At 60.6% G+C, this 24708-nt stretch carries 22 protein-coding genes; 2 read left to right on the top strand and 20 right to left on the bottom strand.

All coding sequences use genetic code 11. The features are described from left to right. Positions 1-38: 38 nt before the first annotated feature. Complete coding sequence (locus tag ACTHNR_RS11490; RefSeq protein ID WP_440547738.1) at positions 39-950, top strand: LysR family transcriptional regulator; 912 nt, start codon at positions 39-41, stop codon at positions 948-950. A gap of 354 nt (positions 951-1304) precedes the next feature. Here ACTHNR_RS11490 and ACTHNR_RS11495 read toward each other — a convergent pair whose 3' ends face one another. From ACTHNR_RS11495 to ACTHNR_RS11520, 6 genes are all read right to left on the bottom strand, one after another. Beyond that, complete coding sequence (locus ACTHNR_RS11495) at positions 1305-2333, bottom strand: ABC transporter ATP-binding protein (RefSeq protein WP_440547739.1); 1029 nt, start codon at positions 2331-2333, stop codon at positions 1305-1307. Then, positions 2321-4036 (bottom strand): ABC transporter permease, encoded by a 1716-nt coding sequence (locus tag ACTHNR_RS11500; protein ID WP_440547740.1) that lies wholly within the window; start codon positions 4034-4036, stop codon positions 2321-2323. The genes ACTHNR_RS11495 and ACTHNR_RS11500 overlap by 13 nt, the downstream gene beginning before the upstream one ends. Further along, positions 4033-5031 (bottom strand): ABC transporter substrate-binding protein, encoded by a 999-nt coding sequence (locus ACTHNR_RS11505; protein WP_440547741.1) that lies wholly within the window; start codon positions 5029-5031, stop codon positions 4033-4035. The genes ACTHNR_RS11500 and ACTHNR_RS11505 overlap by 4 nt, the downstream gene beginning before the upstream one ends. Before the next feature lie 167 nt (positions 5032-5198). Beyond that, complete coding sequence (locus tag ACTHNR_RS11510) at positions 5199-5531, bottom strand: type II toxin-antitoxin system RelE/ParE family toxin (RefSeq protein WP_440547742.1); 333 nt, start codon at positions 5529-5531, stop codon at positions 5199-5201. After that, positions 5531-5815 carry a type II toxin-antitoxin system Phd/YefM family antitoxin gene (locus tag ACTHNR_RS11515; protein WP_440547743.1) on the bottom strand — a complete coding sequence of 95 codons (285 nt, stop codon included), beginning with the start codon at positions 5813-5815 and terminating at the stop codon, positions 5531-5533. The genes ACTHNR_RS11510 and ACTHNR_RS11515 overlap by 1 nt, the downstream gene beginning before the upstream one ends. A 175-nt stretch (positions 5816-5990) precedes the next feature. Further along, complete coding sequence (locus ACTHNR_RS11520) at positions 5991-6635, bottom strand: type III effector phosphothreonine lyase (protein WP_440547744.1); 645 nt, start codon at positions 6633-6635, stop codon at positions 5991-5993. Between the two features lie 530 nt (positions 6636-7165). On the opposite strand from ACTHNR_RS11520, the gene ACTHNR_RS11525 reads away from it, so the two are divergent. Next, positions 7166-7594: a hypothetical protein gene (locus tag ACTHNR_RS11525; RefSeq protein WP_440547745.1), complete on the top strand. Its 429-nt coding sequence runs from the start codon at positions 7166-7168 to the stop codon at positions 7592-7594. Here ACTHNR_RS11525 and ACTHNR_RS11530 read toward each other — a convergent pair. From ACTHNR_RS11530 to ACTHNR_RS11595, 14 genes are all read right to left on the bottom strand, one after another. Then, positions 7591-8115, bottom strand: coding sequence for a GNAT family N-acetyltransferase (locus tag ACTHNR_RS11530; protein ID WP_440547746.1), 525 nt, complete (start codon positions 8113-8115; stop codon positions 7591-7593). The genes ACTHNR_RS11525 and ACTHNR_RS11530 overlap by 4 nt on opposite strands. A 49-nt stretch (positions 8116-8164) precedes the next feature. Then, positions 8165-10324, bottom strand: coding sequence for an ATP-binding protein (locus ACTHNR_RS11535; protein ID WP_440547747.1), 2160 nt, complete (start codon positions 10322-10324; stop codon positions 8165-8167). Positions 10325-10465: 141 nt separating this feature from the next. Further along, positions 10466-10987 carry a hypothetical protein gene (locus ACTHNR_RS11540; RefSeq protein ID WP_440547748.1) on the bottom strand — a complete coding sequence of 174 codons (522 nt, stop codon included), beginning with the start codon at positions 10985-10987 and terminating at the stop codon, positions 10466-10468. A gap of 358 nt (positions 10988-11345) precedes the next feature. Further along, positions 11346-11909 (bottom strand): hypothetical protein, encoded by a 564-nt coding sequence (locus tag ACTHNR_RS11545; protein WP_440547749.1) that lies wholly within the window; start codon positions 11907-11909, stop codon positions 11346-11348. 17 nt (positions 11910-11926) lie between these two features. Continuing rightward, the gene (locus ACTHNR_RS11550; protein WP_440547750.1) at positions 11927-14053 is read right to left on the bottom strand and encodes a hypothetical protein; all 2127 of its coding nucleotides are present in this window, start codon (positions 14051-14053) and stop codon (positions 11927-11929) included. A 76-nt stretch (positions 14054-14129) separates the two neighbouring features. Continuing rightward, entirely contained in the window at positions 14130-16235 is a 2106-nt protein-coding gene (locus ACTHNR_RS11555; protein ID WP_440547751.1) for a hypothetical protein, read from the bottom strand. Positions 16236-16290: 55 nt separating this feature from the next. Then, entirely contained in the window at positions 16291-17331 is a 1041-nt protein-coding gene (locus ACTHNR_RS11560) for a phage tail protein (protein ID WP_440547752.1), read from the bottom strand. Then, entirely contained in the window at positions 17324-18427 is a 1104-nt protein-coding gene (locus tag ACTHNR_RS11565) for a hypothetical protein (RefSeq protein ID WP_440547753.1), read from the bottom strand. The genes ACTHNR_RS11560 and ACTHNR_RS11565 overlap by 8 nt, the downstream gene beginning before the upstream one ends. Further along, entirely contained in the window at positions 18424-21462 is a 3039-nt protein-coding gene (locus ACTHNR_RS11570) for a hypothetical protein (RefSeq protein WP_440547754.1), read from the bottom strand. The genes ACTHNR_RS11565 and ACTHNR_RS11570 overlap by 4 nt, the downstream gene beginning before the upstream one ends. A gap of 7 nt (positions 21463-21469) precedes the next feature. Continuing rightward, the gene (locus ACTHNR_RS11575; protein WP_440547755.1) at positions 21470-21862 is read right to left on the bottom strand and encodes a GPW/gp25 family protein; all 393 of its coding nucleotides are present in this window, start codon (positions 21860-21862) and stop codon (positions 21470-21472) included. A gap of 53 nt (positions 21863-21915) precedes the next feature. After that, on the bottom strand, positions 21916-22491 hold the full coding sequence (locus tag ACTHNR_RS11580) for a phage baseplate assembly protein V (protein ID WP_440547756.1): 576 nt from the start codon (positions 22489-22491) through the stop codon (positions 21916-21918). Continuing rightward, on the bottom strand, positions 22488-23333 hold the full coding sequence (locus ACTHNR_RS11585) for a hypothetical protein (protein WP_440547757.1): 846 nt from the start codon (positions 23331-23333) through the stop codon (positions 22488-22490). Before ACTHNR_RS11585 ends, ACTHNR_RS11580 begins: the two co-directional genes overlap by 4 nt. 364 nt (positions 23334-23697) lie before the next feature. After that, entirely contained in the window at positions 23698-24435 is a 738-nt protein-coding gene (locus ACTHNR_RS11590; protein ID WP_440547758.1) for a CIS tube protein, read from the bottom strand. Beyond that, positions 24435-24708, bottom strand: a 274-nt coding sequence (locus ACTHNR_RS11595) for a hypothetical protein (protein ID WP_440547759.1), incomplete at its 5' end; no start/stop codon positions are given. The genes ACTHNR_RS11590 and ACTHNR_RS11595, both read right to left, overlap by 1 nt.

The raw sequence follows: 24708 nt of genomic DNA on the forward strand, positions 1-24708 counted from the left end.
GCAAAAATCGCACAATTCAGCGACCAAAGGATTGCATCATGCGTCGAAAGATTCCATCCACCCTAGCACTGTCCGCGTTCGAAGCGGCGGCACGCCACCAGAGTTTTACGAAAGCCGCCGACGAGCTTGCCGTAACGCAAAGCGCTATTTGCAGACAAATTGCTTCGTTGGAGGACTTTCTAGGACTCAAGCTGTTTCGCAGCGATCGGCGAGGGGTAGCACTGACTGAAGCCGGCGTTGCTTACAGTCGCAAGGTGGCCTCCCGCCTCGACGACGTCGAACGGGACGCTGTGGAATTGATGGGCCGCGCCGGCAAGGGCGGTGCGCTCGAAGTCGCGGTCGTGCCGACGTTCGCTACCAAGTGGCTGCTCCCGCGCATGCCGAAGTTCATGGCGGCCCATCCGGACATCACGATCAACCTCACGACGCGCACACGCCCATTTCTATTCGGCGACACAGAATTCGACGCCGCCCTCTACGCGGGTCCCGCGACGTGGCCTGGCACCGGAAGCCAATTCCTGATGCGAGAGAGCCTGATCGCCGTGTGCAGTCCCAACCTCATTGCGCCCCGACAAAAGCTGAAGGCCGCCGACTGGTCTCGCCATCGTCTATTGCAACAGAGCACACGGCCGTATGCGTGGCGCGAATGGTTCGCATCACGCGATATGCAGGTCGAAGGCGATATGTCAGGGCCGAGGTACGAGCTGTTTTCGATGCATACGGAAGCAGCCATCCAGGGAATTGGCATTGCCCTGCTCCCTCGCCTTCTGATCGAGGACGAACTGCAGCGAGGCGTTTTGATTCCGGTTGCTCAGCATGACTATCTGAGCGACCGATCATATTACCTCATCTATCCGGAGCAGAAGTCGGACAGCGCACCACTCAGAATCTTTCGCGAGTGGATCGGCGAGGAGGCGCAAAGCTGCCCGGAGCGGCTAGAGTTGGGGTGATGCTTACGCGCTCCATCCAACGGCCACCGCGAGCATGGCCCTTACACGCTCGAATAGTGTTCTCGGCATGAATAATACCCCGGGGCGTGGTCTTCCCCCGATGCATGCGTAGGAGTCGCAGACCATGGCGTGTCCGGATAACTCTTGGGGCAAGCCCTTCTCCGCGAGGACCTGTCGCTTTTGTGCTACAGAAGTCAGAGAATTTTCTAGCGAGATGCCGCCGAGTACAGCCACGAGTATATTCGGCAGCACCGAATTTAAACTCTTCTTTGTAATTCAATGCCTTACATCCGTTATTCGAGTCCTCTCCTGGGCACCATATTTAAAAGGTCAGCTTTAGCTGGCCTTTTTTCATTAGTGCTCGGTACGCTCCAGCCCCCAGCCTCGACTGATGCGAGCCGTTACGCGCCGACCGATCTCCGCAGGGGCGGCGTGATGGGCCAACAGCTGCCGCCCGCCTGACAAACCGATCAGAACCTCGTAGTGCTCGCCCCGAAAGACGCAGTCCAACACCTCGCCTGCGACGCCGCGCTCGTTCAACCCAACGTGTTGCGGCCGAACCAGCACCGGCACGCGCGGCCCCTCCGTGCAGTCGAGCGCATCCATCAACACCTGGCCGTCGATATGCCCCAGAGGCTGTCCGACAACCTCGATCACGCTGCCCTTCCCGATAAACCCCGCTAGCCAGTCGGTACGCGGGCGTTGATAGAGCTCCTCGGGCGTCGCCCATTGCACCAACCGCCCCTGATGCATCACGGCAACGCGATCGGCAAGCGCCATCGCTTCGCCCTGGTCATGGGTGACATAGACGAACGTCGCACCGGTGCGCCGGTGCAGCTCCCGAAACGCCTGCTCCATGGACGCACGCAGATGGCGATCGAGGTTTGCGAGCGGCTCGTCGAGCAGCACGACTTTCGCTTCGCTGGCCAGACAGCGCGCCAACGCAACGCGCTGACGCTGGCCGCCCGATAGGTCCTGCGGCGCCGCATCGGCGTATTCGTCTAGATGCACCGATTCCAGCGCCTCGCGCACGCGCCGGTCGTATTCTGCTGCCCGTATGCCGCGCAGTTTCAATGCGTAACCGACGTTTTGCGCGACGCTCATATGCGGCCACAGCGCGTAGGATTGAAAGACCATCCCCATTCCGCGGTGTTCCGGCGGCACGTGCGCGTCCGGGCTCGACAACAGGCGATCGCCCAGCGTGATCTGCCCGGCATCGATGCTTTCGAAGCCGGCGAGCATGCGCAGCGTAGTCGTCTTGCCGCAACCGCTCGGGCCGAGCAAGGCAACGAAGGCGCCGGCCGGTATCGTCAAGTCCAGGCCGTCCACCGCCTCTGCGTCGGCATAACGTTTGCCCACGCCTCGTAATATCAAGTCTGCCATGGAATCACCCCTTTGGGCAGACGGCTCGCGAAGAGACCCAGTAGCCCCATCAGCGTCGCGACCAACGCGATGATCACGACCGCAACCGCGGAGGCCAGCGCGTTGTCGCCGCTTTCGTTCAGATTGAAGATCAGCACGCCGAGCGTTTCATTGCCCGCGCTCCATAGCAACGCCGACACGGTGAGTTCGTTGACCGCCATGAGAAAAACCAGCAGCGCACCGGCAAGCGCCGACGGCGCGACGAGCGGCAATACAATGTCGCGCAGGCGCTGCCGGTGGTTGGCGCCGGCAAGCCGCGCCGCTTCCTCGAGCGCGGGCTCGAGCTGCGCGATACTGGTTTGCACGGGCTTGAGGGCAACGATCATGAAGCGCGCCAGATACGCGAGGAGAATGATGGCGAGGCTGCCGTAGAGACTGATCCCGATCAACGGCAACGGGCGGGCGAAAAGCAAAATGCAAGCGATCGCCAACACGATGCCCGGCACCGCGTACGGAATTTCGATTACTGCCGCGAGCCATGTGCTCAAGCGCCCCGGCTGGCGCACCAGCCGCCATGCCACGGGCAGGATCAACAAAGGCAAGACAACCGCGGCGGTACCGGCGAGCGCCGTGCTGTTGCGAAGCGCCCGCAACGTGACGCCCTGCCGGCCCAGCATTTCGCCATAGGCTTGCAAAGTGAAGGTGTGCGCATTGAGCACGACGCCTATTGCGGGCACCAGCGAACTGACGATCAGCGCCAGCAGCGGCGCGAACAAAATCACGGCGAGCAGCAGCGCCATGACTGTCTCTACGCCTGCACGAGCTCGTCCCAGGCGAAGGCGCACCGCGCGCGCGCCGTGGCCCGAAAGCCGATGGGCGGGACGCGCCAGTAGCCGAGACTGCAGCCAGATACCGGCCAGCGCGACTGCGCCGATCAATAGCGACAACACGGCAACCTGCGGCAGCGTCGCGTTGCCGAAGTTCGCCATCTGCTGATAAATCAGCGTGGGCAGGACGTAAAAGCCCGCTGGAATCCCGAGCAGCGCGGGAATACCGAAGTTGCCGAGCGCCGACACGAACGCCAGCGCGGCAGCGGCAAGCAGCCCCGGGCGGACGATCGGCACGATGATGTCGCGCCATACGCGCATCTGACCTGCGCCCGCGAGCAGCGCTGCCTCGATCAAGTCCGCGGGCAACGCCACCAGGCTCGCCCTCAATGACAGGAACACCATCGGCGCACACTGGAGTCCCAGCAGCAATCCAATGCCACCGGCCGAGTACAACGGTTGCGAACTGCCGAGAGGCGGGGCAAGCCCGAGCGTTTTCAACAATGGACTGGCCGGCCCCGTCATTTGCAGCCATGCGAGCGCCGTGACCTGCGGGGGGATCATCATCGGCAGGACGAAGCAGAAGGCGAAGACACCTTTCGCGCGCAAGTCGGTCAATGTCAGTACGAACGCAGCGAAACCACCGAGCAGCATTGCGACGATCACCCCGATACAGCATGTATAAACGCTGTGGCCTAGCGCCTGCCATGTCGACGGCTCTGCCAGCACGTCGAATCCCGCCGCATGGGCCGGCCATTGCCCCACGTTCAGGGCTTCCCATACCAGCCGTGCCGCGGGCGCGACGGTAAGCGCCATCACCGCCAGTACCGGCAGCACGAACGCTCTATCGCCAGTATGCGTGGCGCCCGCCACGCGGACCGCACGCGCGTTCGTCATCTACCTGTACCGAACAGTGCGTTGAAGCGGGCCTTATTGGTATCGGTAGCGGCAAGCGCCCGGGCGGGATCGACAGGCAGCAGCTTGATCTGATCGCGGCTCGGGAAACCGGGAGGAACCGGAAGCGAGGCAAGCCCAGGGATATACCCTTGCGACAGCACGAGCTTCTGACCGTCCTTGGATAGCAAGAAATCGACGAATGCCCGGGCCGCCTCTACATGCCGCGCCTGCTTGAGGATGGCGACCGGCTCGGTCACCGCACTCACGCCTTCTTTCGGGAACACGAATTCGATCGGCGCGCCTTTGGCCTTTTCGCGTATCGCCATGAAGTCGACCAGCATGCCGTAGGGTTTGGCGCCGGCGGCTATCGCGGTGAGCACGCCGCCATTGCCCCCCTGCGCGCTCGCCCCATTGGCTTTCAGCTTCTCGTAATAGGCCCAGCCCAGTTGCGGGCTCTCGCTCAAGGCAGCGAGATGAATCATCGCCGCGCCCGAATACAACGGGCTCGGCATCGTCACTTGGTTCTTCACCTCGGGCCGCGTCAGATCGTTCCAGCTCGAGGGCTTGAATGCGGCGCCCGTGTTGTATGCGATGCCGGTCGTGATCAGTTTCGTGCCGTAGTAGTACCCGTCCTTATCGTACAAACTCGATGCGTACTGCCCGCGCTCGTTGCTCAAATACGGTTGAAGCAACCCCTTCTGCTTCAGGGACTGCATCGTGAGGCTGTCGGCGATCAAGAGCACGTCGGGTTTCGTGACACCCGCCGCGATTTCCGCCTCGAGGCGGGTCATCAACTGCGACGTGCCGTCTCGCACCCATTGAACCTGGACGCCCGGATGGACTTTGCGGAAGGCATTCACCGTCGCTTGCGCGTCTGCGTTCGGCTGGCTGGTATAGAGCACTAGCGTATCGTCGGCGGCATGTGCAACGCCTGCGCCGAACATCGTCAAAAGCCATCCGAGGGTGAGGGCCGAGAAAAGAGTTTTCGTACGCATAGTCAAGGGTGCAGGCAAAGGCGTTGTCGATCGCGCGCGAGACGCGCCGGTCAGGTCAAATCGTGCAAGCCTACATGATTTGCGTGGCGTCGTTATGAAATGGGTTTGCGCACCGAATCAGATCGCCGACTCTGCAAACCTACGCATTGTTGCGCCCTGTAGCCCCATCACTCTCGCATCAACACCAGCGTATCGACCAGCTTTTGCAGGTCCTGGCGGCTATCCATGATGTACGCGACGTAGAGCGTTTCGCCATCGACCTTGTAAATTAACCGGTTGATGCCGCTGATGGCCTGTCGATAACCAAGACCGCCGAGTTGCTCCACTTCGTGCACCACGGTCCCGCTCAGCGGATACTCTCGCAGCGTATCGATGGTTCGCTTCAACCGATGATTCGTTTCCCCCCACACCGATTCGCCAAAACGCCCTTTGATATTTTCGCGCAGCAGTCTGAGCGATATCTGCGCGGTTCCGGTGAGCTTGACGCTGCGAATTGGCATCAGGCGCCGCGCTCCTTCTTATCCAACTCGTCGAGTTCGCTGAAAACGTCCGATACGTCCCGGTAATCAGCCGTCGCGATGTCCCTCTCCGAAATCGCGAGGAGTTTCAGCATCGCAATCATCTGTTGCGTCTGCTCGTAAGAGCGGACGTCCTGCACAACCAGCTTGGCTTCGCCGTTTTGCGTGATCACGAGCGGCTCGCCCGTGTCCTCGAGATCCTTCACAATCTGTGCGGCTTCAGCCTTGAGATAGCTGATAGGCTTCACCCTCTCGGTCAGTCTCATGTCAACACTCCATCGTATCAGACCAAATATAAACCGAATTTGGTTCGATGTCTATTCTGGATGCGACTTCGTCAGGCGACGCCTGACCACACGGCCCTACACCAACCGAGTCACGGCGCGGCCGCGTGGGCTTCTCGTCGGTCGCCGCGGGGCGCAACGCGCCCACGTTGCGCCGCTACTTCAAGCCGGCGACTAACTTAAAGAACGGTTCGCTAGCGAGACGACTGCGCTGATCGTCCCCCGCGTCCTCGCGGGTACTGCGAAATTCGTTGCGATACGACACGTAGTGCCACTGTGGCGCGACCGCGTCCGAAAGCGGCCGGACCCCGGCGTCAATGCTGCGTTCTTCCAGCGCCACCTCGATGCGCGCGACAAAATCGCGTAACCTGCGCAAGTCGAGCGAGGAATACCCGCCGCCACCGCTCGGCTCCGCGTGCAGCGTTATTTGCGCGCCGCGAGACACTCGTGAATCTTTTAGCGCTCGCGTCTTCGTCGTATCGACGACTTTCCATTGATCGATCGGACTGTCTTCTGCGAATAGGAGGCCAGCGATGGCATCAAATGCCTCGTCTACACGCGACCCATCGACGCTGATGTGCAGTTTGTCGCCGCTGCTCGCTTCTGGTTGCCGTCTCGCAGCATTGATAAACACGGTCGCGGGATGCTTGAATAATGTGAAGCCAGCATGCTGCTTCACATAGCCGCCGCCGTTGATGTCGCTATAGCGCATCGGCATATGAAAGGCCCGGAACGCTGTTGGATCCGACGAAGCAATGTCGCTGTCCAAGGCCTCGAAGTCCCGCGTCAACGCGGCTTGCATCTCAGCAGCGGCCTGCTCTTGTGGCGTAACGGGGGGCGGCCATTGCAACGATACGCCTGCCTCGTACGGCCCGCCCAACTTCGAATGCTTGACGTCTACACGAGAAGAGCTTGCCGGCCGCTTCCCTTGCACGATCGAACTCGGGTTCGAAGGTGCGGCGAAAACCGGACGACGAGGCGGCGATGTCCCCCGTGAAAAAGTCGGTAGCCGAGGAGGTGAAACGTCGCGCATCCCACCCGCTGGCGCACGAGGAGCCGATGTTTGGGCGGGCGCCTGATTTTTGCGGATTGGGCTCGGCGAGCGCTTTTGCGGCGGTTTAAACATCATCGTCCCCGGTATGAGCCTTCATAAGACGCGGGTCGCGCGCATAACGTTCCCCGCTACATCTCCTGGGCATCAAGGTTTCCTAAAAAGGTCTGCTTTTCGCTGGCCTTTTTGTGTGAGAAAGGCTGCGCTTGCAAGCGCAGCCGGGCTTGCATCTTTTCGTGGGAAGCGCATATTAACGGCGTCGTCATGCCGGAGATAACTGCATGCGTGGAAAGATCGTAACCGACCGCGACAACGTCCAATTCGATTTGATGCCCGTTCAAGCCAAGGGCAAAACCTTGACGCTTATTCCTGCGGTCCCTCAAATCAACTGCACCGGGTTCCCGACGATAGCCGGAAAGAAGGTCGGCCTATCGACCGACGCCTCCGCATTCGTTTGCCAGTTCACGTACGTCACGCCCGCGTACTCGACACCCGGCTCCGGCGTCATCCTCATCACGAAAGCCACCACGGCCCCGTACTTGACGAGCCCCAGCCCCACCCAGGTGCTCATCGACACGCCGCCCTTCACCGCATCGGTGGTGTTCGAAGCACCCGCCCAGAACCCCGCGACCGGCCTCCCAGACCCGGACCTCGAACCCGTGCCCATCACCGGCACATTCATCGTGCAGAACGCGTTCGTTTCCGCCTAGATCGCTGTAAGGTCTTCGCGCACCAGCCGATAACGTTCGTACTGCATGCCGTCGCTCATGGCGGGGCCCACCCGTTGCATGCCGAGCTTGCGCGCCACGCGCAACGAGGCGTGGTTTTCCGAGGCGATATCGGCGACGACGCGCGGCAGGCGCACCGTTTCGAACGCATGCCGCACTAGCGCGGCAGCGGCTTCGCTCGCGATGCCCCGCCCCCACGCGGAGCGAACGAGGCGCCAGCCGATCTCGACGTCCGGCCCTGCTCCATGATCGGGGATCAGCAACACCCAGCCGACGAAACGCTCGGGATCGCTGCGCTCGCGAATGGACCAGTAGCCAAGGCCGGGCGGATAGTGCCGCGTCATGCGGTATTGCACGAACTGCCGATGCGCAACCGGATCGCCCCATGGGCCCGCGATATGACGCGTCACGTCCGGATCGCGGTCCATTTCGAGGCACGATTCCAGATCGGCGAGCGTACGCTCGCGCACCAACAGACGGGGGGTATCCAAGGGCGGCAGCATGATCGAGTCGCGGAAACACCGGGGCCCCATTATGCCCCGATGCACGCTGTCATCCAGCCGAGCGATGCCAGCCGAAATCCGCTTCCGAAAAAAGCCGGCCCAGCTTCTCGTACTCCCGCGCGACCGCTTTCACCAAATGCGCCATCTTGACTGTGCCGCCATCCTGCGCCGCCAGGAAGGCGGCGCTGATCGCCGCATTGCGGATATAGCCGCCGGAGATCGACGCCTTTTCGGCCAGCAGCTCGAAATCGACATCGGCGTGCAACCGCACCTTCTCGGGAAAGATGTGCCGCCACAATCGCAACCGTTCCTCGCTCGTCGGAGCGGGAAATTCGATGATGAAACGAAAGCGCCGCATGAACGCCTTGTCCATGTTGCCCATCAAGTTCGTTGCCAAGATGACGAGGCCCGAGTACGACTCGATTCGCTGCAGCAGGAAACCGACTTGCATGTTCGCGAAACGATCGTGCGAATCTTTCGTTTCCGTGCGTTTGCTGAACAAGCTCTCGCACTCGTCGAGGAACAAGACCACGTTCATCGATTCGGCCCAATCGAACAATTGCGCGAGATTTTTCTCCGTTTCGCCGATGTACTTGCTCAATACCATTGAGACATCCACGCGGTACATCGGCAACGAAAGCTCGTTGGCGACGATCGATGCGGCCATCGTCTTGCCGGTGCCGGGCGGCCCGTGAAACAGCACGCATAGATTCGTAACGTTCGCATGCTTGGCGGCGAAGCCCCATTCATCGATCACGCGCGGCCGATAGCGCACCTGCGCAAGCGCCTCCGTCAACAGGTCGCGGGTGCGTTCCGGCGCAACGAGATCGTCGAGCCGATAAGGCGTATCGACGCGCTTGGCGCCGCCGCTCGGCTTTTCCTCGGCTTCGGTGCGGCAGGCATCCCATACCACCGATTCGATGCTGTCATGGCCGTTCAAGGCGCACCGTCCCGCGGCCGCTCCCGCCACGGCCGCGATACGCTCCTCCGTAAGCGCATAAGCGCCGGCCACCGCCGTCAGCAATGCATCGTCGGCTGGGAGGGCCCACCGCGCCGCGTGTTTGCGCCACGCCCGCAGGCGCAGTTCGGCCGATGGCGACGCTACGCGCAGTTGGAATAGTCGCGCCCCTTGCCGGCTTTCCTTCGCCACCGCATCGGCCAAGCGCCGCGCGGGGCCGTTGAGGACGACGAGATAGTTCGCTGCCTCGAGCAACAGCCGAAGCACGCCGTCGAACAAATCGATCTGCTCTCGCTCTTCGTTGCCGATCAAGGCGTCGACATCGGTCAACATGATCACTTGCGTACACAGCATCGCATCGCGGCATGCCAAGCGCAGTTGCCGCAACATGCCCGTCAATCGCTGATCGTCGCTTTGGTGAGTCCAGCGAAGATGCTGGGCGCTCAATTGCGTCACACCGTAGCCGAGTTTCGAAAACGCCGCGGCGGCCACGGCGCCGGCGAGCGTCGCGTCTTCGGCTTCGACTTGCAACACCACCGCGCCGAAGGGCGTATCCGGCACCGAGCAGAGATCGACGAAACGCAGCGATTGGCGCTTGACGTTCTCGTCGGCGAGCAGCTCGTGCAGGTCGTCGTCCGGCACGTCGACCGCGACGTAATCGCCGATTCGAGCTTGAGGTGCTGCCAAGCCCAAAAGATAGGCCGTTATGGAAGGGCCCAAGCGATATCGCCCCTGCAGCGTCGGTACGTTCGCGCCGACGAGCTCGATCAGATGATTCGCCAGCAGAGGGCCGTCGGCGAACAACCTCGTGCGGATTTCGCCTAGCAAGTGCGTCGCCGTCTTAAGCGATACTTGCTCGGAAGAAAGGGCTCGGGCTCGCGTGCCATCGCCTGCGTCGTCCTGCCCTTCGATGTCGCGCGTGAGCCACGCGAGCGCATCGCCTATCGATGCGTCGGTTTCCGACAATAAGGCTAGCGCCAAAAGCTGTAGATCGCGTGCGTCCAAGCGAAACACGAGGGCAACGTGGGCCAGCGGGATAAAGATTTCCGCCCGTACGGTTACGGCCATGCGCGACGCGATGGCGCGCCATAGGGAGGATGCGTTGGAATGAAGCGGAGAGACCGAAGGATCGACGTCCGGGTCGCGACTGCCCTCGTCGAGCAAGCATGCGACGAACGCGTGCAAATCGGCGAGGAAGGCTGCGTTGTCCTCGTAGGGCGGGCTGACGTGCATATTCGCGAAATCATTCATCCGATTGGGATCTTGCCTATCGCTGTGGACGCGCACAGCGAACGTCATTTCGCTCGGCATCGGGCGCCCCCGAGATAACCTCGAGGTGCAGCCCTCTTGCACATTGTGCGTCGTTCGCCAAATGGGTCGCTTCCGGATCCTTCAGGTAGCCGCGGTTTGCTGGATCTGCAAGGCGAACCGATCGGAGCTCATCCATGTCACGAACAGTTGAACCGGCCGGCCCGCTTGCGCGCCATCGGAGCCGGTGACGCCCGGGCAGCTGACGACATGATCGCCTTGGTACACGCAGCGCTTTCCACCAAAGATCCAAATGTTTGATGCCCCCGAGCTTGTCTGGGCCAGCACGATATCGTCGAAAACGAAGGACATCGTATTCTCCGGAGAATCCATACCGCGCAACCTGATCTTCAATTGACCGATGAATGCGAAATTCAGCATGTCATCGTACCTGTCCATCGTGTTCTGCTGCGCTGTAACTTGCGCCTTGAACCATTGGCCGACGGATGACGTTTTGTGCCGGCCAACACTAAAATTCATGACGCCATCCGGAACCTCGATACCGGTACACAGCCCTTTATAGATGTGATGGTCCGGATCCTGTCCCGCGCTCACCGAGAAATCACCTATGGTGCAATCTCCGCCGACGAGGTTTCTACCATCCATCTGAAAAAAACTTGATTGTCATGGTACATCATACATCCTCCGATTTCGCTTTCGCGAAGCATCACAACCTGCCGCCACGCCGGAAATTCTCGCACAGATAAAGCACATACTTTGCGAGACCGGCTTTATCATAAAGAATCCCCCCCTAACGCGAAATGAAATGATGCGCGATAAGACGCGCACGCTACTCGCCAATCAACATGTGAGAATCGTTCATTTCAATCCGATACGAACAGCCCGGTTCGGACGACTATGGCGAGGCAATGATGCTCGTCCAACGAGTTCGAGCCGTCGGATCTCCGCTCGCCATCGGAGCGTGATGGCGGCCTACCCCCATGGCGAGATCATCCTGGCTGCACTAGCTCAATGAGGGCGGCGTTATTTTAATCGGGACCTCGAAGTTATTAATAGCCATTGAAAAATAGTACGTTCTAATCCACTTAACCAACATTTCTATTCTAAATCCATACTCCACAACGCCCGGGCAGATCACCCCGTTTCCGCCAGTAGAAGTGCAATGTTTCCCGCCGAAGTTCCAAATGTTCGACGTACTCTGTGATGTTTGTGTCAGCACAACATCATCGAAAACACACGGTATTTGCCTGTCTTCAAACGGGCCATCCGTAAAGATATACTTGAGCTGACCGATGAATGCAAAATTATACGAGCCAACGATTGGCCTCGCCATTTGACCACTAGACACTTGCTTCTTGACCCAAGTGGCAACCTGCGAGGTTTTGTGTCGTCCCACTGAAAACCCTAACGCCCCCTTGGATGGATCAACAACAGAACAAAATCCGACGTAAATATGATTATGCGTATCCTGACCACTGCTAATCGCAAAATCACTCACCGTGTAGGTTCCGCTCACAATCTTAGAACCGCTGAGCGGAATGTCGACATAGTTGTCGTGATAGATCATTCTTCCGGACGGCATGATCACCCTCCCAATGGGGTCCACATAACGTTCACCTTCACCCCTGCATAGTTCTTTCCATTAGAACGAAATACAATCTTATATTCATCTCCCGTTTTGAGCGGCACCATCAACGTCCTAGAAGCCGCCGATTCTTCGTTCGAGCGGTTCGACGCCGTTATCGCATCCACAGACCAAATCGAAACGTAATTCGCCATCGCAGCATCGGCTCCGTCGAACGCAAGCAACAGCGTACCGGCGAAACCTTGGTCGCAGGTTATAGCGATCGTGTTCAGTTGCACAGTGAGAATGCCGTCCGCCCGCACGGTCTCGCCCGATACGGGCGTGTAGCTTGCGCTGTTTGCCGGACATGTATAGGAAGTGAGGGTACGCGCTCCGAAATATTTGACGCTGTAACCTGCCAGATGGTTTGCCGTCACGGTTCCGTCGATCTTTGCGTCGCCGGTCAACGCCACGGATTGGAGCGTCGTCTTCGCGTTCCTCGCGTTTAGCGCACCGCCGACCGTCAGGTTGCCCACGACCTGCATATCCTTTTGGGCCGTCACCGCGTGCGTCGTGTGATTCACAGTCAGACTGCCCGCAACCGCCAAGTCTCCATCGACGGTCAGGTCGCCGTCGACCTGCATGGTCTTGCTCATTTGGACATCGTCTTCCAGCAACACCGGCCCGTTTACATCGAGTGCATAACTTCCGCCCGCCCCGCCGCGATTGATCGCCACGCTATTGGCCGGCGTCGCCCCGGCGCCGTTCATCGCCACGACGAGGGCGGGCGGCGAGGCGGAATCGGGTGGAACCACTCCGCCTACCTCGAGCAAGGTCGACGGCATCACCGAGAACGCCGACAGCTTCGGCCCGCTTTGCGCTGCGGCGCCCTGCACCACCGTGACCATCAGCAAATCATCGCGAGAGACGGATCGGACGCGCAAGGAGACCGGCGCGTTCTCGCGGGACGCGTCAAGCACGATGGTGTCGCCCGCGGCCAGGTCGGTCGGGAATTTTCCGTCGATGCACGTCAAGGTCGTACCGCATGCCGACACCTTTCCGTTGCCGGTTTTCGCGCTCTGGCCTTTCCGCTGAGTAGCGTACGTGCTTGGCCCGAGATCGATAGGAAATCGATTTGCGAGCACCAATTGCGTAGGCGAAATCACATGATCGATCATCGCGCTCTGCTCGGGCGCATAGTCGTAAATCAGCGTGTCGCCCGGCTGCACTTCGCTTAGGAATCGCGTTTGATATCCCCACACCGTGGCGGCGTCGGCTTGAAGCGATATTAGGCCCGTCCCGATCTTGGCAGGCGCGGTGCCCTGCCTTACCGTCAAGTAGGCGTTGGAATGGCCGCCGTCTCCAACCGTTACCTTTCCTTCGCTGTATGAGAGGTTTCCGGCTTGGTCTCGCGTCCAACCACTCGTCGGCGGCAGCGTCAACCCCGTGCCGTCGCCTGTGAACGTCCCCTCGAATGTGCCGCTGAACATGCCGCCCGCAATACGGTTGCCGGGCGCCCCCGCTGTGACCGCTCCGTTCAATTTGATTCTGGGCGCTTCTATTTCCAGGGTCGCACCATTGAGCCCAATACCGGCAGCCGGCCAAGGGCGCCGATTGCGTTCGTCGACGAAGGCGGCCGACCGCAGGGCGGTGCTCACATGCCGCCGCATGTATGCACCATAGGAGTAGGCGACGTTCGTTATCACGCCCTGCGCGGCGTCGATCACCGCTAACAAAATCTCATATCCGTCCGGGTCGTATTCCGAACCGCATGCGATGACCGGCTCCTGCGCGCAGCGCTTATACCCCTGCCCGTAAGAGACCGCCACGAGATCGGTTAGCCGTTCGCTATAGCCGATCGTCAGGAAGTTCTGCCGCCCGTCGATCAACTCGAATGCGCAGGGCGTGTCTTGTGTCAGCACGATGAGCCGGCCCCGCGGATCGAGCGCTTTGCCCGCTGTCACGGTCACGCCCGTTGCGCCAGAAACCCATTGGATATGCAGCCCCTCGACAATCCCAGGCGAGCACACGCCATTGCTCAATTGCTCGCGACTTCTAGCATGAAAACGCTGCTCGGCGCGAAAGTCGTCGGGCGACAACGCTTCGCCTGAAAAATAGTTCGTGCGCGAAATCGGATCTTGGCTCATCGTTCCCCACTCGCTCTCGTGCTCGAATCCAGCGCGTCCGCCTCTCAGCGATCATTCGTCGAATATTTCGATACGCCTAGGTTCCAAACGACGTCCATAGGACATTGATCGAAATCCCGCTGTATTTCGTGCCGTTGCTGGAGAACGCAATAGTGTATTTGTCGCCCTTTCGCAGCGGAATCGATAAGGTTTTCGGCTGCGCCGCGATCGGGACGAGAGAAGGGACCACCGTCCCGCTCGACCAGATCGCCAGGTAGTTGTCCATCGCCGCGTCGGCTCCCGTAAACGTCACGGCAAGCGCGCCCGCAAACCCTGCGTCGCAAGTCATCGCAATGGTGTTCAAGCAGACCGTGAGAATTCCGTCCGATTGCGCGGTCTCGCCAGAGACGGCGGTGTAGTTGGGGCTATCGGGCGGGCAAAAGTAAGCGCTATATTTGCGCGTGCCCAAATACGGCACGGAGAAGCCCGCAAGGCTGCCCACCGTCAGCGTGCCGTCGATCTTCACATCCTGCGTCACTTCCAGGGATTGAAGCGTCGTCTTACCGTTGGGCACGTCCAATGTGCCGCCAACCGTGAGCGCGCCCGCAACCTGCATATTCTTTTCAGCCGTCACCTGATGCGTCGTGTGATTGACCGTGAGGCCATTCTTCACGTCCAGATCACCGTCCATGGTCAGATCGCCCGCGACCTCCAGGGACCTGTTCAAGTGAACATTGTCTTCCAGCAGAACGGGGCCGCTGATATCGAGTGCGTAATTCCGGTCGGGCGCGCTCTTGTTGATCGCCACGCTATTGGGCGGCGTGACGCCGCCACCGTTCTGGGCGACGACCATCGCGGGCACGAGCGTCGGTGAACCCGCGCTCGAGCCGCCCACCTCGAGCAAAACCGACGGAGCCACGGAAAAGGACGACAACTTCGGCCCGCCTTGCTTCGCACCGCCCGACGCGGTCGCGACGGTGAGTTGCGTATCGCTATCGACCGACTGAACTCGCAAGGACGCCGGGCTATCCTCCTTGGAGGCGTCGAGGATGATCTTATCGCCCTCGGCAAGATTGGCCGGAAGATCATCGGTGCAGGTAACGATCGTACCGCACGCGGAAACCGTGCCTCGCCCAGCGACCGCAGGGTCGCCCGAATGCTGCGTGTGGTATGCGCTCGGGCCTAAATCGATCGGAAATCTCTCGCGAATTTCCAATTGCCGTCGCCCAATCAAACGAACGATCGTCGCGCTCTGCTCCGGTGCGTAGTCGTAAATCAGCGCATCGCCCACCTTCACTTGACTCATAAACTGCGTTTGATACCCCAACACCGTAGAACCATCGTCGTGAAGCGATATCAGCCCCGCTGCCACTAACGGTGGCGTCCCTCCCTGCCTCACCGTCAAATAAGCGCTGGAAGGCGTCGTGTCGCCGACTGTAACCTTCCCTAGGTCGTAGTACAGATTGTGATCGGCATCCCGCTTCCAGTAATTCGTCGGGGGCGGCAGCGTCAGCCGCGTGCCGTCCCCCGTATATACCCCATTGAACGTCCCGTCGAACGTACCCGAAAAGTTGCCGCTGGCCGTCACCGGGCCGTTCAAGTCGATGTTGGGCGCCGTGATTTCGAGCGTTTCCTGATTCATCGCAGCGCTCGCCGCCGGCCACGGAAGCGAATTGCGCTCGTCGACGAACTGCATCGACTGAACCGTCGCGCCTACGTGGCTGCGCCAATACGTATTGCTCGAGTAGGCGACGCCCTGTATTTCACCGCTCGTTGTCGCAGTAACCACCGCGAGGAGAATCGCAGCGCCGTTCGGATCATAGCTCGCGTCGCAGGAGAACGAAGGATTCTGAATCCACCGTTTATTCTCGCCAACCTGCTGCGGCTGATCCGGATCTTCGTGAAAATGCACCGTCACATAGTTCGGCTGCCCGGGCGCGAGCGGCGTCGGGGTGTACGAAGCGTCTTTCGCCAGTACGATAAGCCGCCCGAGGGAATCGAGCGCCGAGCCAGAACGCACGGTGACGTCGCTAGCGGGAGACGTCCAATCGACCTCGAGCCCTTGAAGAATTCCGGGCGTGAGCAAGCCTTGGCTCAACAGTTCCCGCATTTGGACGTGATATTGCTGTTCGTCCTGGAAATCCGCTGTCAGCAGCGCTTCGCCATCGAAATAGTTCACGCGGCAAACCGAATCGCTACTCATAGATACCCCATTCGAATGACATGGCCTTCGACAGGCGGACTCGATCCGTCATCGCTCACGGCGCTCCGCCGTTGGCCGACGAGTCCACGCCGATATAGAGCGCGTAGGTCGTCAAGGCGGGTTTCGCCGCGTCGAGCACCGCTTGTGCAACACGGGCATACATGCGTATCGCTGCGTACAGATACAGATCGTGGGTGGGTTGCCCCTGCACGGAGACATCGATTTGGACATCGAATCGCCACGGCACGTACCCTACCGGATCGCCGTCGTTATCCACGTCGATGGTAATGCCGTCACGCCTGATCTTGGGGCCCACGATGTCGGAAATGACCACCGCGTTCTCAGGATCTGGATACGAATCCCGAACGACGAAGAACGTCTGCGGCCCGGTAGTGTCGTCACACACGATAAGCGCCTGTCGCGTGCATTCGGAAACCGTCGCCTGTGCCGTCAGCGTCACCCCGTCGATCGGCTGCGGGCAGGCGGCAAGACAAGCGTCGAGCAGCCACTCCAAGCCCATCGGCGTGCCTCGCGCGCGTTCGAAAGCCGGGGCTTTGGCGATTATCGTGCGAGACGAATCGATCGACCAATTCTTGTCGATCTTCAATCCGATCGTCTCGCCCAACCATTGCAAGAATGACCTCGCCCAAAGTTCGACGGGCGATAGCGTGGCCCCTGCGCTTTCGTACTCCGGCATGCCGAAGTATCGGCCGAGCGCGTTGAAGAGGGTCGCTTGCTTGTCGCTATCCTCCTCCTCCGACAACGGCGGCATGAACAAGGTGGCTTCGTCGGAGAACTTCTCGCCTGTAAATAAGAAGCTCCAGCGCGGATAGAACAGGTTGCCGACGACGTTCGGATCGAGCAATTCGCGTAAGCCCGATCGGCCGCCGATCGTGAAGTCGGAGAGCGGAATCGGTGCTGTCGCAAGCAACGCGCTATCCTCGATGCCAGAAAGCAGTTTCTCGAAGATCTTCAAATAAAGCGCGACGAACGGTGGATCGCCGGCCGTCTCCGAACTGGCGTAAGAGGCCGGCAAGAAGCGCAGATAGGTAGACGCCTCGGAAAGCGGTATTTGATCGTCGCCCGCATTAGTCATCGTCCGCCTCCAAAACGATCACTTGCGCACGAAGAAGCCGCGGCAAGCCTAGCGGTGTTGCGCCATACGTCAGCGGCGGCAATTTCCCGCCGACCGGACGGTGAGGTCCTATGGCGTAGCTCGATGCATTCACTTCCAACGTCTGCACGTAATCCACACCGGGCGTCGAAGCAATCACCGGCATCACGGACGTCGCGTCGATCGGGGCGCCGTAGGTCCAATCGCACCCTCCATCCTTTCTTGCGGGCTGCATCGCGCACTCGAGCGCTTTCAGCACGGCAATGGCGACTTCATCGGCAGGCTCCCGTGCGAAACAACGCACCTCGCACCGTACATCGATATCCACCAGGCAGGCGTTGTGAAGCGACATGGCCGACCCAATCACTGTGCGCGCCGCGAAGTACTCGCGCGCCCCCGCCAACAGCGTTGCCTCGCGTTCGGATTCATCCGGAGGCGAGTCGAGCGAAACGGAAAAGACACCTGCTGCTCGGACGGGATTCGAATACGTATAGCTGTCATCGCTGACAAGGAAGACGTCCGTCACGTCGCCGCGTTGCCGCAAACATAAACGCGCCACATGCAGAAGCCCCGTTGGCGCCGGGCTCCCGCCTTTGGCGTCAAGGAACCCGTTCAGCTGCGCGGCTAACGCCGCCAAGTCGGCCGGCGTGACCGCAAGAAACGGCGTGCGGCGAAAATCGACCACTGCCTCTTGCAGCGCCGCATATCCTAGCGGCGCATGCATCTCCACCTGCGCAAGCACTTGCCTGAGCGCGTCGTACGCCGGATCCTGCGATGGACCGTCCGCGTACTTCGAGTAGGGAAACTGGCTATCGTAATTGGCCTCATTCGGGTTGCACAACGCACTCGACAGTCCCAACACCCAGCGCAACATATTCCGATAAGCTTCCAACGGCACGGCGTTGGCTGTGTAGGCCGTTCCCTCCGCAAGCCAGACGAGCATCTGCAGCAGCGTCACGCCCGGATCGGATGGATTATGGTCGGTCCACCCGGGGGCAAAGGCCGGAATACGCCGCATCAGCCCATCGAGTTCCTGCTGCGCCTGAATCAAATCGAGGTTTGGCAATTCGAACGTCATGACGATAGCGCCTCCGCAAGCCTGATATCCATCGATCCAGCGCTTGGTGCTTCGTCGAACCGAAGCGGAACATCGCTGGCCTGACCGCACACCGTGAGCGCCCTGACCGCGGTCACCGTCGAGTCGACGCCCAGCAGGAAACCTCGCACCTCGAAATAGCGTAGCGTGCCGCCGATCGGCCAGCCGTCAGCTGACGACCCGCCTTGCGTCGGATGAAGGAACTGTGTCATGCGCGCGGCGATACGCTCGCTCAGCGCTGCCCACTGCGCCTTCGGCGCACTCGTGTCCAACAGCACGGCTATGTCGATACGCTTGAACGACGGACGGCGCGCCGTCATCCGTGCGGCGAGTGCAGGCAGACTGCGGGCCCGAACGTACGCCAAGACCTCGTCGAGCATCGACATCGGCGTCAGCGGCTCCGGATCGTCCGACTTCGCCAATACGATAAGTTCAACCTGATACCGCAATCGCGCCTCGGCGGACAGCGGCTCGTCGTCAGGGCCGGGGGTCAGGGCCGGCCCGGGGCCTGCCGGACCGATCGGTCCGGGGCGGCCCTGCGCCACAGGCTCGATGGCTCGCACACGGCATATCCCAGCGTTCGCCAAGCGCCCGAGCGCCTCGATATCGGCCGCGCTCACCGCACGGTCGTTGGCGCGAACCAGCGCCGGGGCGCTGCCGACAAGGTCTTCGACGCGATCGGCCTGCCCACCGCCACGCCCGGGGAGCGGGTTCGTGACTCCAACGATGCCCGGCACCGAAGGGTAGACCGTCGTGAGCGTCCGCGCGGCGACGTTCCCCTGCGCGCCGCGTGTCATGGCGAAACAAGTCGCGATGACATTGTTGCTCCCCGGCGGCGGGATCGCGCCGTTGCTACCGTCTCCGAAGACGATCGCCCGCTCCGCTAGGTCGACGACAAAGACACGCTCGTGGGGCCCGGCGCCTACGAAACTGTCAACGCGCTTCCATTGATATGGCGCCGTCTGCACCACCTGACTTACGCCGATCGCACCGGAGTCCGCCAACACGGGTTCGATCACTTGCATCTCTAGTGCGTATCGAGGATCGGCCGCGGTCGCGAGCAGGACTTGATCCGCGCCCGACGCCATGGTGGAGCCCGCAGTGAGCAGGAAACGCTGGCGCGGTTGACCATTGCTCGATCCGAGCACCGCGTTCCGATACGTCGTCCTGTTCGATGCGGGGACCGTATTGGGATAGATGCCCCGCAGCCGAAGCGGGTACTTGCGCCGCGGGCACAGGATGCGCATCCAGCATGCCGTTGTCGAAAACAAGGTCGACGCCCGCATTTGCTGCGGCACGCGCAAGGTGATCGACGTGCTTCGCGCCAGGCCCGTCTCCGGTATATCGACTTCGAGCGCGCGCCACATCTCGCCCTGGGCATCGAACCATTGCCACGTCCCGGCCTCGCGCTGGCCTAGACGCTCGTCGGACGGCTCGACATCGAAATAGAGCGTCAATGATTGACCACAGCCATAAGCGACGAGACCGGCTGCGTCGAAGCCGAGATAAAGCGACGCACCTTCTTCGGCAAGCGCGCGATACGGCTCGTACGGCGCTGCCATCAGCGCGTCGAGTGTGAAGGCGTTATGCGCCCACAGCGATGCCGGCGCGCCGCCGCTCGCGTACTCGATCAAAAGCGCACGGACAAATGGCGGATGAAAACCGCTCGTGACATCGCCGTAGTCGCCATCGCGCAGTACAGCGCGGATCCAAAATCCCTTGCTGCTTCCCACCGAAGTCTGCACCATCGCGGGGCAGACGAAGGACACCGTCGCTGCGCCGCCGGCGGTTAGGCTTCGGGTGCCGTCGATGAACTGAAACGGATCGCCAGCAGCTGCGAGCGATGCCCAAGCAGCGCCGCTCCAGTATTGCCAGTCGATTTGAGCATTGCCCTCGTTCGACACCGGGCGCAAGTCGAACCTAAGTTTGATCGGTACGCCGGCACCAGCGAAGGCCGGGTCACAGCGAACGTAAAAGCTTCCGTCTCGCACAGGCGCCTGTCCCAACGGATAAGCACCGCTACTCGCGTCGACGGACACACCGTTGGCCATCGCTTGAGTCGGAACGACGGACACGGTTCCAAAATCGCACCAGACGGAATCGATCTGTGGCAAACACTCGCTGAGGGCCGGGACGACATCCGCGTGTTCGGCCGGCTTGCAAATCAACCAGTAGAGCGACGTCGACGGACACGATGCGAGCGAGGGATCTGACAGGTCCAACGGCACGCCAGCCCGCGCTGACAACAACGCGTGCAGCGCCGCGACCGGCTGGGCCGAAGCGGTGGGCATATCGGCGAATTCGACGACACACGAAGTGCGATCGACGGAGGCAGATACCGCGACGCGCAACGGGTTCATCGCCGCGTCGTACCAGCATCCGAAGTAGTCGGGGTCGAGCCGGTGGCCATGCAGCGTCAAGGTCATTGCGCCGACCGCGGCACCCGGTTTGAATAGCACGGCGTCGCCCAGCAGCAATGCATGATCGAACACGCGGCCCGAGTCTTTCGCTGCGTACCCCGGAAGCGCGGGCGCCGGCAACGCATCGGCCCACAAGGCTTGAACGTCCAAATAACGATCGCGCCGCGGCGCGACCGTCAGAACCGTGCGCAGCGTCGCCGGCAGAACTTGCAAATCGCGATCCGTTTCGAAGTGCAGGCGACGCGTAGCCGGATCGACGACGCTTGCGCCCTTCGGCAAGAAGACCGGCGCATGCTGGGGCGCAAGCGAAAAACACAAGGGTGCCGATGCGCAGGCCGCAGATCGCAACGACAAATCCAAAAAGCGATAAAGCGCCAGCTGACGATGTCCCGGGATGCCGTTCACCACATTGGCCAAGTCTTGCCCGAGCAACGAGAACAACTTGAGCAGCGCCAAGCCCGGATCCTGTGCGATGGCGTCCGCCGTCAGCGCATCGTCCTGCGGCAATTCCCATTGCGGACAATAGCGCCGCGCAAGTTCCACCGCATCGGCGAAGTAAGCCGATGCGGTGCGCGAGTCGAAAGTGGGAAAGGTCATCCCCGCCTCACTTGAGATAGAACGGGTAGACCAGGTTATCGGCCATGTTGGTTTCCCTTACGATGTAGCCGATATTGATTTGCAGAACCGAAGGCGTATCGGAATCGAAGTCGATCGCAAGCGTCGAAACGTTGATGCGCGGCTCCCATCGTTGCAACGCCTCGCTGATGTAGCTCTGCGCCAGCGCACGCGTGGCGCCGTCGTTCTGCGCGAACGCCAGTTCGGCGATACGGCAGCCGAACGTCGGCATCAGCACCCGTTCGCCCGGCGCCGTGCGCAAGATAAGCAGAATCGATTGCCGAATCTTGTCTGGGCCAGCGCTCCATTGCAGCTGCCCCACGGTCGAGAGGCCGAGCGGAAACGACCACCCTCGGCCGAGAAAATCGCTGTCGATCAGCATGGGGGCGCCTCCCGTTGACCCGTATGACGTTGCTCGCTTCGCATGCCGCGCAGTCAGGACGAGCCCTGACTGAATTCGATTTCCTGGCTACTGATGGCGATCTTTCCTTTTCCGCTAATGGTGATGTTGCCTTCCGCCTTAATGGAAAGATCGCCTTTGCTAGTCAATGAAATTTCGTTCGCCTGCGTATCGATCTTGACGCTGTTGCCCTTCTCGTCGGCGATCTCGATCGAAGCAGCATCCGAATCGTCGAGCCTGATCGTTTTCTTTGCGCTCGTCTGTATCACCCACACCTTCTTTTGCGTTTCTAGCCCTTCGATCGGCGGCTTCGATGCGCCGGTCCAAACGAAACCGACGATGTACCCGCACGTGCGGTCTTCCGTGGCGAACGCCACGAGGGCGGGCGTGCCCTGTGCAGGCAAGCTGAACATCCCAAACGCGTTGCCCGCGAACGGACTTGCCACCAGCAACCAATCCGACAGCAACGCAGCAGCCGCCTCGATTTCCTGCGCGCTGACCTGCTTCGATGTAGTCACGCGGTCGGCGTATTTCACCTGTACGCGGCCAAGGCCCAGCGGATCGTCGACGCTGTGCACCTCCGCCAACTCAAGCCTCAACCGCGCGCTCATTTGCCGCTCCGTCGCAAAGTCAGAACCGTGTGATTGGCGCTTTCGTCGAAGCGATGCATGCTCTTGACGACACAATACCGACCATCGAACTGTCCATTGACCCCTTTGATGTTCACGTTCAGCCCCGCGGTCGCCTCGAAGTTGATCGTCCTCAGCGTCGCCTCCCCCACAATAAAAGTGGCTTGGCGATAAGCGCGCTCCGCTTTCGCGATAAAGTCCAGTGCATCGCTGGCCGCCAAATCGGGGCGTCGCACCGTCAACGGCGATGCAGGCAGCGGTTCAACGCTCGCTACCTGGAACCCTGTTTCCTTCTCGAGCTTTTCGTCGCTCGACGCATTCTCGTCGCAATGTCCCATCACCGCTTTCCCGCTCGAAACGTCATACCCCCAAGTCGTCACCGCACTGCCCAGCACCGGCAGACGCATATCCAGCGAGATGTGTTCGATTTCTTGCTTAAAAATTAAGGTTGGCCCCGTCGGACGAGCGGGCGGCGGTGCACCGGGCGACGATGGAACGGTCCCTCGCACGAATAGCTCTTCCTTGTCTCCGTCGACTCGAATCATGCATTCGTAATTGGCGTCTCGACAGCGCCTCATTAAGAAATCGTAATTCGTTTCGTTGTCCTGCAGCACATAGCCATTCGCTTGGCCGCTCAGTCCGGTGGAAGAAAAACCCAATCGTTGGACAGAGCCGGCCAATTCCTCGAAAATCCTTTCGTCGGTCATGCCTTTTCCGTCTTCGTCGACGAATGACCTCGTATACGCGCCGATCCTCAAGAAATGCATGGCGTCGAAGGCGGTGACTGTCAAGGTGGTTTCCGTCGGTGTCGCATCGAGCTTCATGCCGCACGAGTACAGAGGAACGATCGACGCTTGCCCCGGTAAGGTCTGCGGCATCGTGAGCTTAGTGCCCGCCTGGAACTGCTTGAAGTCCTTTTCCCCCCAGTGCGCGTCGACATCGAATATCATTTGGCACATGGTCGGCACGTTGATCTCTTGCACCAATAGAACGGACAACAACCTGGATTTGGCCGTGTCCGTGAGGTCGGCATTGTTACTCGTGATGCGGCGAAATTCGTTGGCGTTGTGCGCTACGCCATAGGGTCCATCCGAACGGAGCGAGGGCGCCGGGGCTGTCGTAGGCGTCGAGGACGGCTTCGATCCTTCCACCGTGTTATGCGCGACCGGTAGATCCCCGCCGGACAAATCAGACATAGTCCGATGCCTCCCCCGGATCGTAGCTTTCGCCGTGCGTGTCCGGTATCGCGATCGTGCGGCCCATCCATTGCCCATCGGGGAACGAGATCGGATCATAAATACCGTTCGCGTCCGCGATCATGCGCCATTGCGTTCGATCGCCCAATGTTGCAAACGCGATGGAATCCAAGCGATCGGTAGCCGAAACGGTCCACAACCGCCGGCAGTTGTCGAATCCCTGCGCCCTCAGATCGGCCGTATCGGTCAGCACTTCCTTGAACGTCACGGTGAGATCGGCCCGCACGGGTACGCCGGACGGCAGGAACATCGTGAACTTCTGATCCACTCGTGTCACGATGCCGGTAAAGAGATTATTGCTACCCCACATGAACTTGACGGTAGGCGGCACTGCCAATTTGCCGGGCACCTTCCAAGGCTCGGTCAGTGACAGAATCTGGTTCGTCTTCAATCGGATGTCCGTACGATCCTCGTACGAATCGAAAAACAACGTAACGACCAAATCGTCCGGATCCGTACGCGAGAAGTAAACGTTATTGCCTACCCCGTCCACCGTCGCTTGTTGGCTCAACGTCAGGTCTTCCGGGTTGTACATCACCTTGATGTGCCGCTGGTCATCGTTTATGCCATGGTTCTTTGCCTCCGAGCTTTCGACCAGTATGAACGCATGCTCCAGCTTCCCTTGTAGCGGCCAGAAGCTTGCCGCCTCTACCGGCTTTCGTTCCAGCATTAGCGTCCTCCGGATTTGCGATAGGCTTCGGCGCTGTCGTTGCGGTCGAGCCTGGCCATCACACCACTGGCCAGCCGACTGATCGAGCGCTCCGAGAAAACCGTCTCCTGCAGGAGCGGCAACAAGAGTCGACGCGTTTGCGCGATGGTCGGCTCGCTCTGTGCGCCGTTGCGCACCGACTGCTCTTGGTCGATCCTGGACGCACGGCGGCGCTCGGGTGTCGAACTAGACGGATGGGCGGACGATGAGGGCGAAGCATGCGAATGCGAGGAA

Origin of the sequence: Trinickia sp., from assembly GCF_051954495.1 — a bacterium.
Taxonomy (GTDB): domain Bacteria; phylum Pseudomonadota; class Gammaproteobacteria; order Burkholderiales; family Burkholderiaceae; genus Trinickia.

Bases quoted from the DNA above. Each gene is read 5' to 3' on its own strand.
- ACTHNR_RS11490 (WP_440547738.1), top strand. From the start codon at position 39: ATGCGTCGAAAGATTCCATCCACCCTAGCACTGTCCGCGTTCGAAGCG.
- ACTHNR_RS11590 (WP_440547758.1), bottom strand. From the start codon at position 24,435: ATGCTGGAACGAAAGCCGGTAGAGGCGGCAAGCTTCTGGCCGCTACAA.
- ACTHNR_RS11505 (WP_440547741.1), bottom strand. From the start codon at position 5,031: ATGCGTACGAAAACTCTTTTCTCGGCCCTCACCCTCGGATGGCTTTTG.
- ACTHNR_RS11570 (WP_440547754.1), bottom strand. From the start codon at position 21,462: ATGACCTTTCCCACTTTCGACTCGCGCACCGCATCGGCTTACTTCGCC.
- ACTHNR_RS11565 (WP_440547753.1), bottom strand. From the start codon at position 18,427: ATGACGTTCGAATTGCCAAACCTCGATTTGATTCAGGCGCAGCAGGAA.
- ACTHNR_RS11525 (WP_440547745.1), top strand. From the start codon at position 7,166: ATGCGTGGAAAGATCGTAACCGACCGCGACAACGTCCAATTCGATTTG.
- ACTHNR_RS11560 (WP_440547752.1), bottom strand. From the start codon at position 17,331: ATGACTAATGCGGGCGACGATCAAATACCGCTTTCCGAGGCGTCTACC.
- ACTHNR_RS11575 (WP_440547755.1), bottom strand. From the start codon at position 21,862: ATGCTGATCGACAGCGATTTTCTCGGCCGAGGGTGGTCGTTTCCGCTC.
- ACTHNR_RS11535 (WP_440547747.1), bottom strand. From the start codon at position 10,324: ATGAATGATTTCGCGAATATGCACGTCAGCCCGCCCTACGAGGACAAC.
- ACTHNR_RS11495 (WP_440547739.1), bottom strand. From the start codon at position 2,333: ATGGCAGACTTGATATTACGAGGCGTGGGCAAACGTTATGCCGACGCA.
- ACTHNR_RS11540 (WP_440547748.1), bottom strand. From the start codon at position 10,987: ATGGATGGTAGAAACCTCGTCGGCGGAGATTGCACCATAGGTGATTTC.
- ACTHNR_RS11515 (WP_440547743.1), bottom strand. From the start codon at position 5,815: ATGAGACTGACCGAGAGGGTGAAGCCTATCAGCTATCTCAAGGCTGAA.
- ACTHNR_RS11510 (WP_440547742.1), bottom strand. From the start codon at position 5,531: ATGCCAATTCGCAGCGTCAAGCTCACCGGAACCGCGCAGATATCGCTC.
- ACTHNR_RS11530 (WP_440547746.1), bottom strand. From the start codon at position 8,115: ATGCTGCCGCCCTTGGATACCCCCCGTCTGTTGGTGCGCGAGCGTACG.
- ACTHNR_RS11550 (WP_440547750.1), bottom strand. From the start codon at position 14,053: ATGAGCCAAGATCCGATTTCGCGCACGAACTATTTTTCAGGCGAAGCG.
- ACTHNR_RS11585 (WP_440547757.1), bottom strand. From the start codon at position 23,333: ATGAAGCTCGATGCGACACCGACGGAAACCACCTTGACAGTCACCGCC.
- ACTHNR_RS11555 (WP_440547751.1), bottom strand. From the start codon at position 16,235: ATGAGTAGCGATTCGGTTTGCCGCGTGAACTATTTCGATGGCGAAGCG.
- ACTHNR_RS11545 (WP_440547749.1), bottom strand. From the start codon at position 11,909: ATGATCTATCACGACAACTATGTCGACATTCCGCTCAGCGGTTCTAAG.
- ACTHNR_RS11500 (WP_440547740.1), bottom strand. From the start codon at position 4,036: ATGACGAACGCGCGTGCGGTCCGCGTGGCGGGCGCCACGCATACTGGC.
- ACTHNR_RS11520 (WP_440547744.1), bottom strand. From the start codon at position 6,635: ATGCAAGCCGCGTTGACGCGGGACTTCGAGGCCTTGGACAGCGACATT.
- ACTHNR_RS11580 (WP_440547756.1), bottom strand. From the start codon at position 22,491: ATGAGCGCGCGGTTGAGGCTTGAGTTGGCGGAGGTGCACAGCGTCGAC.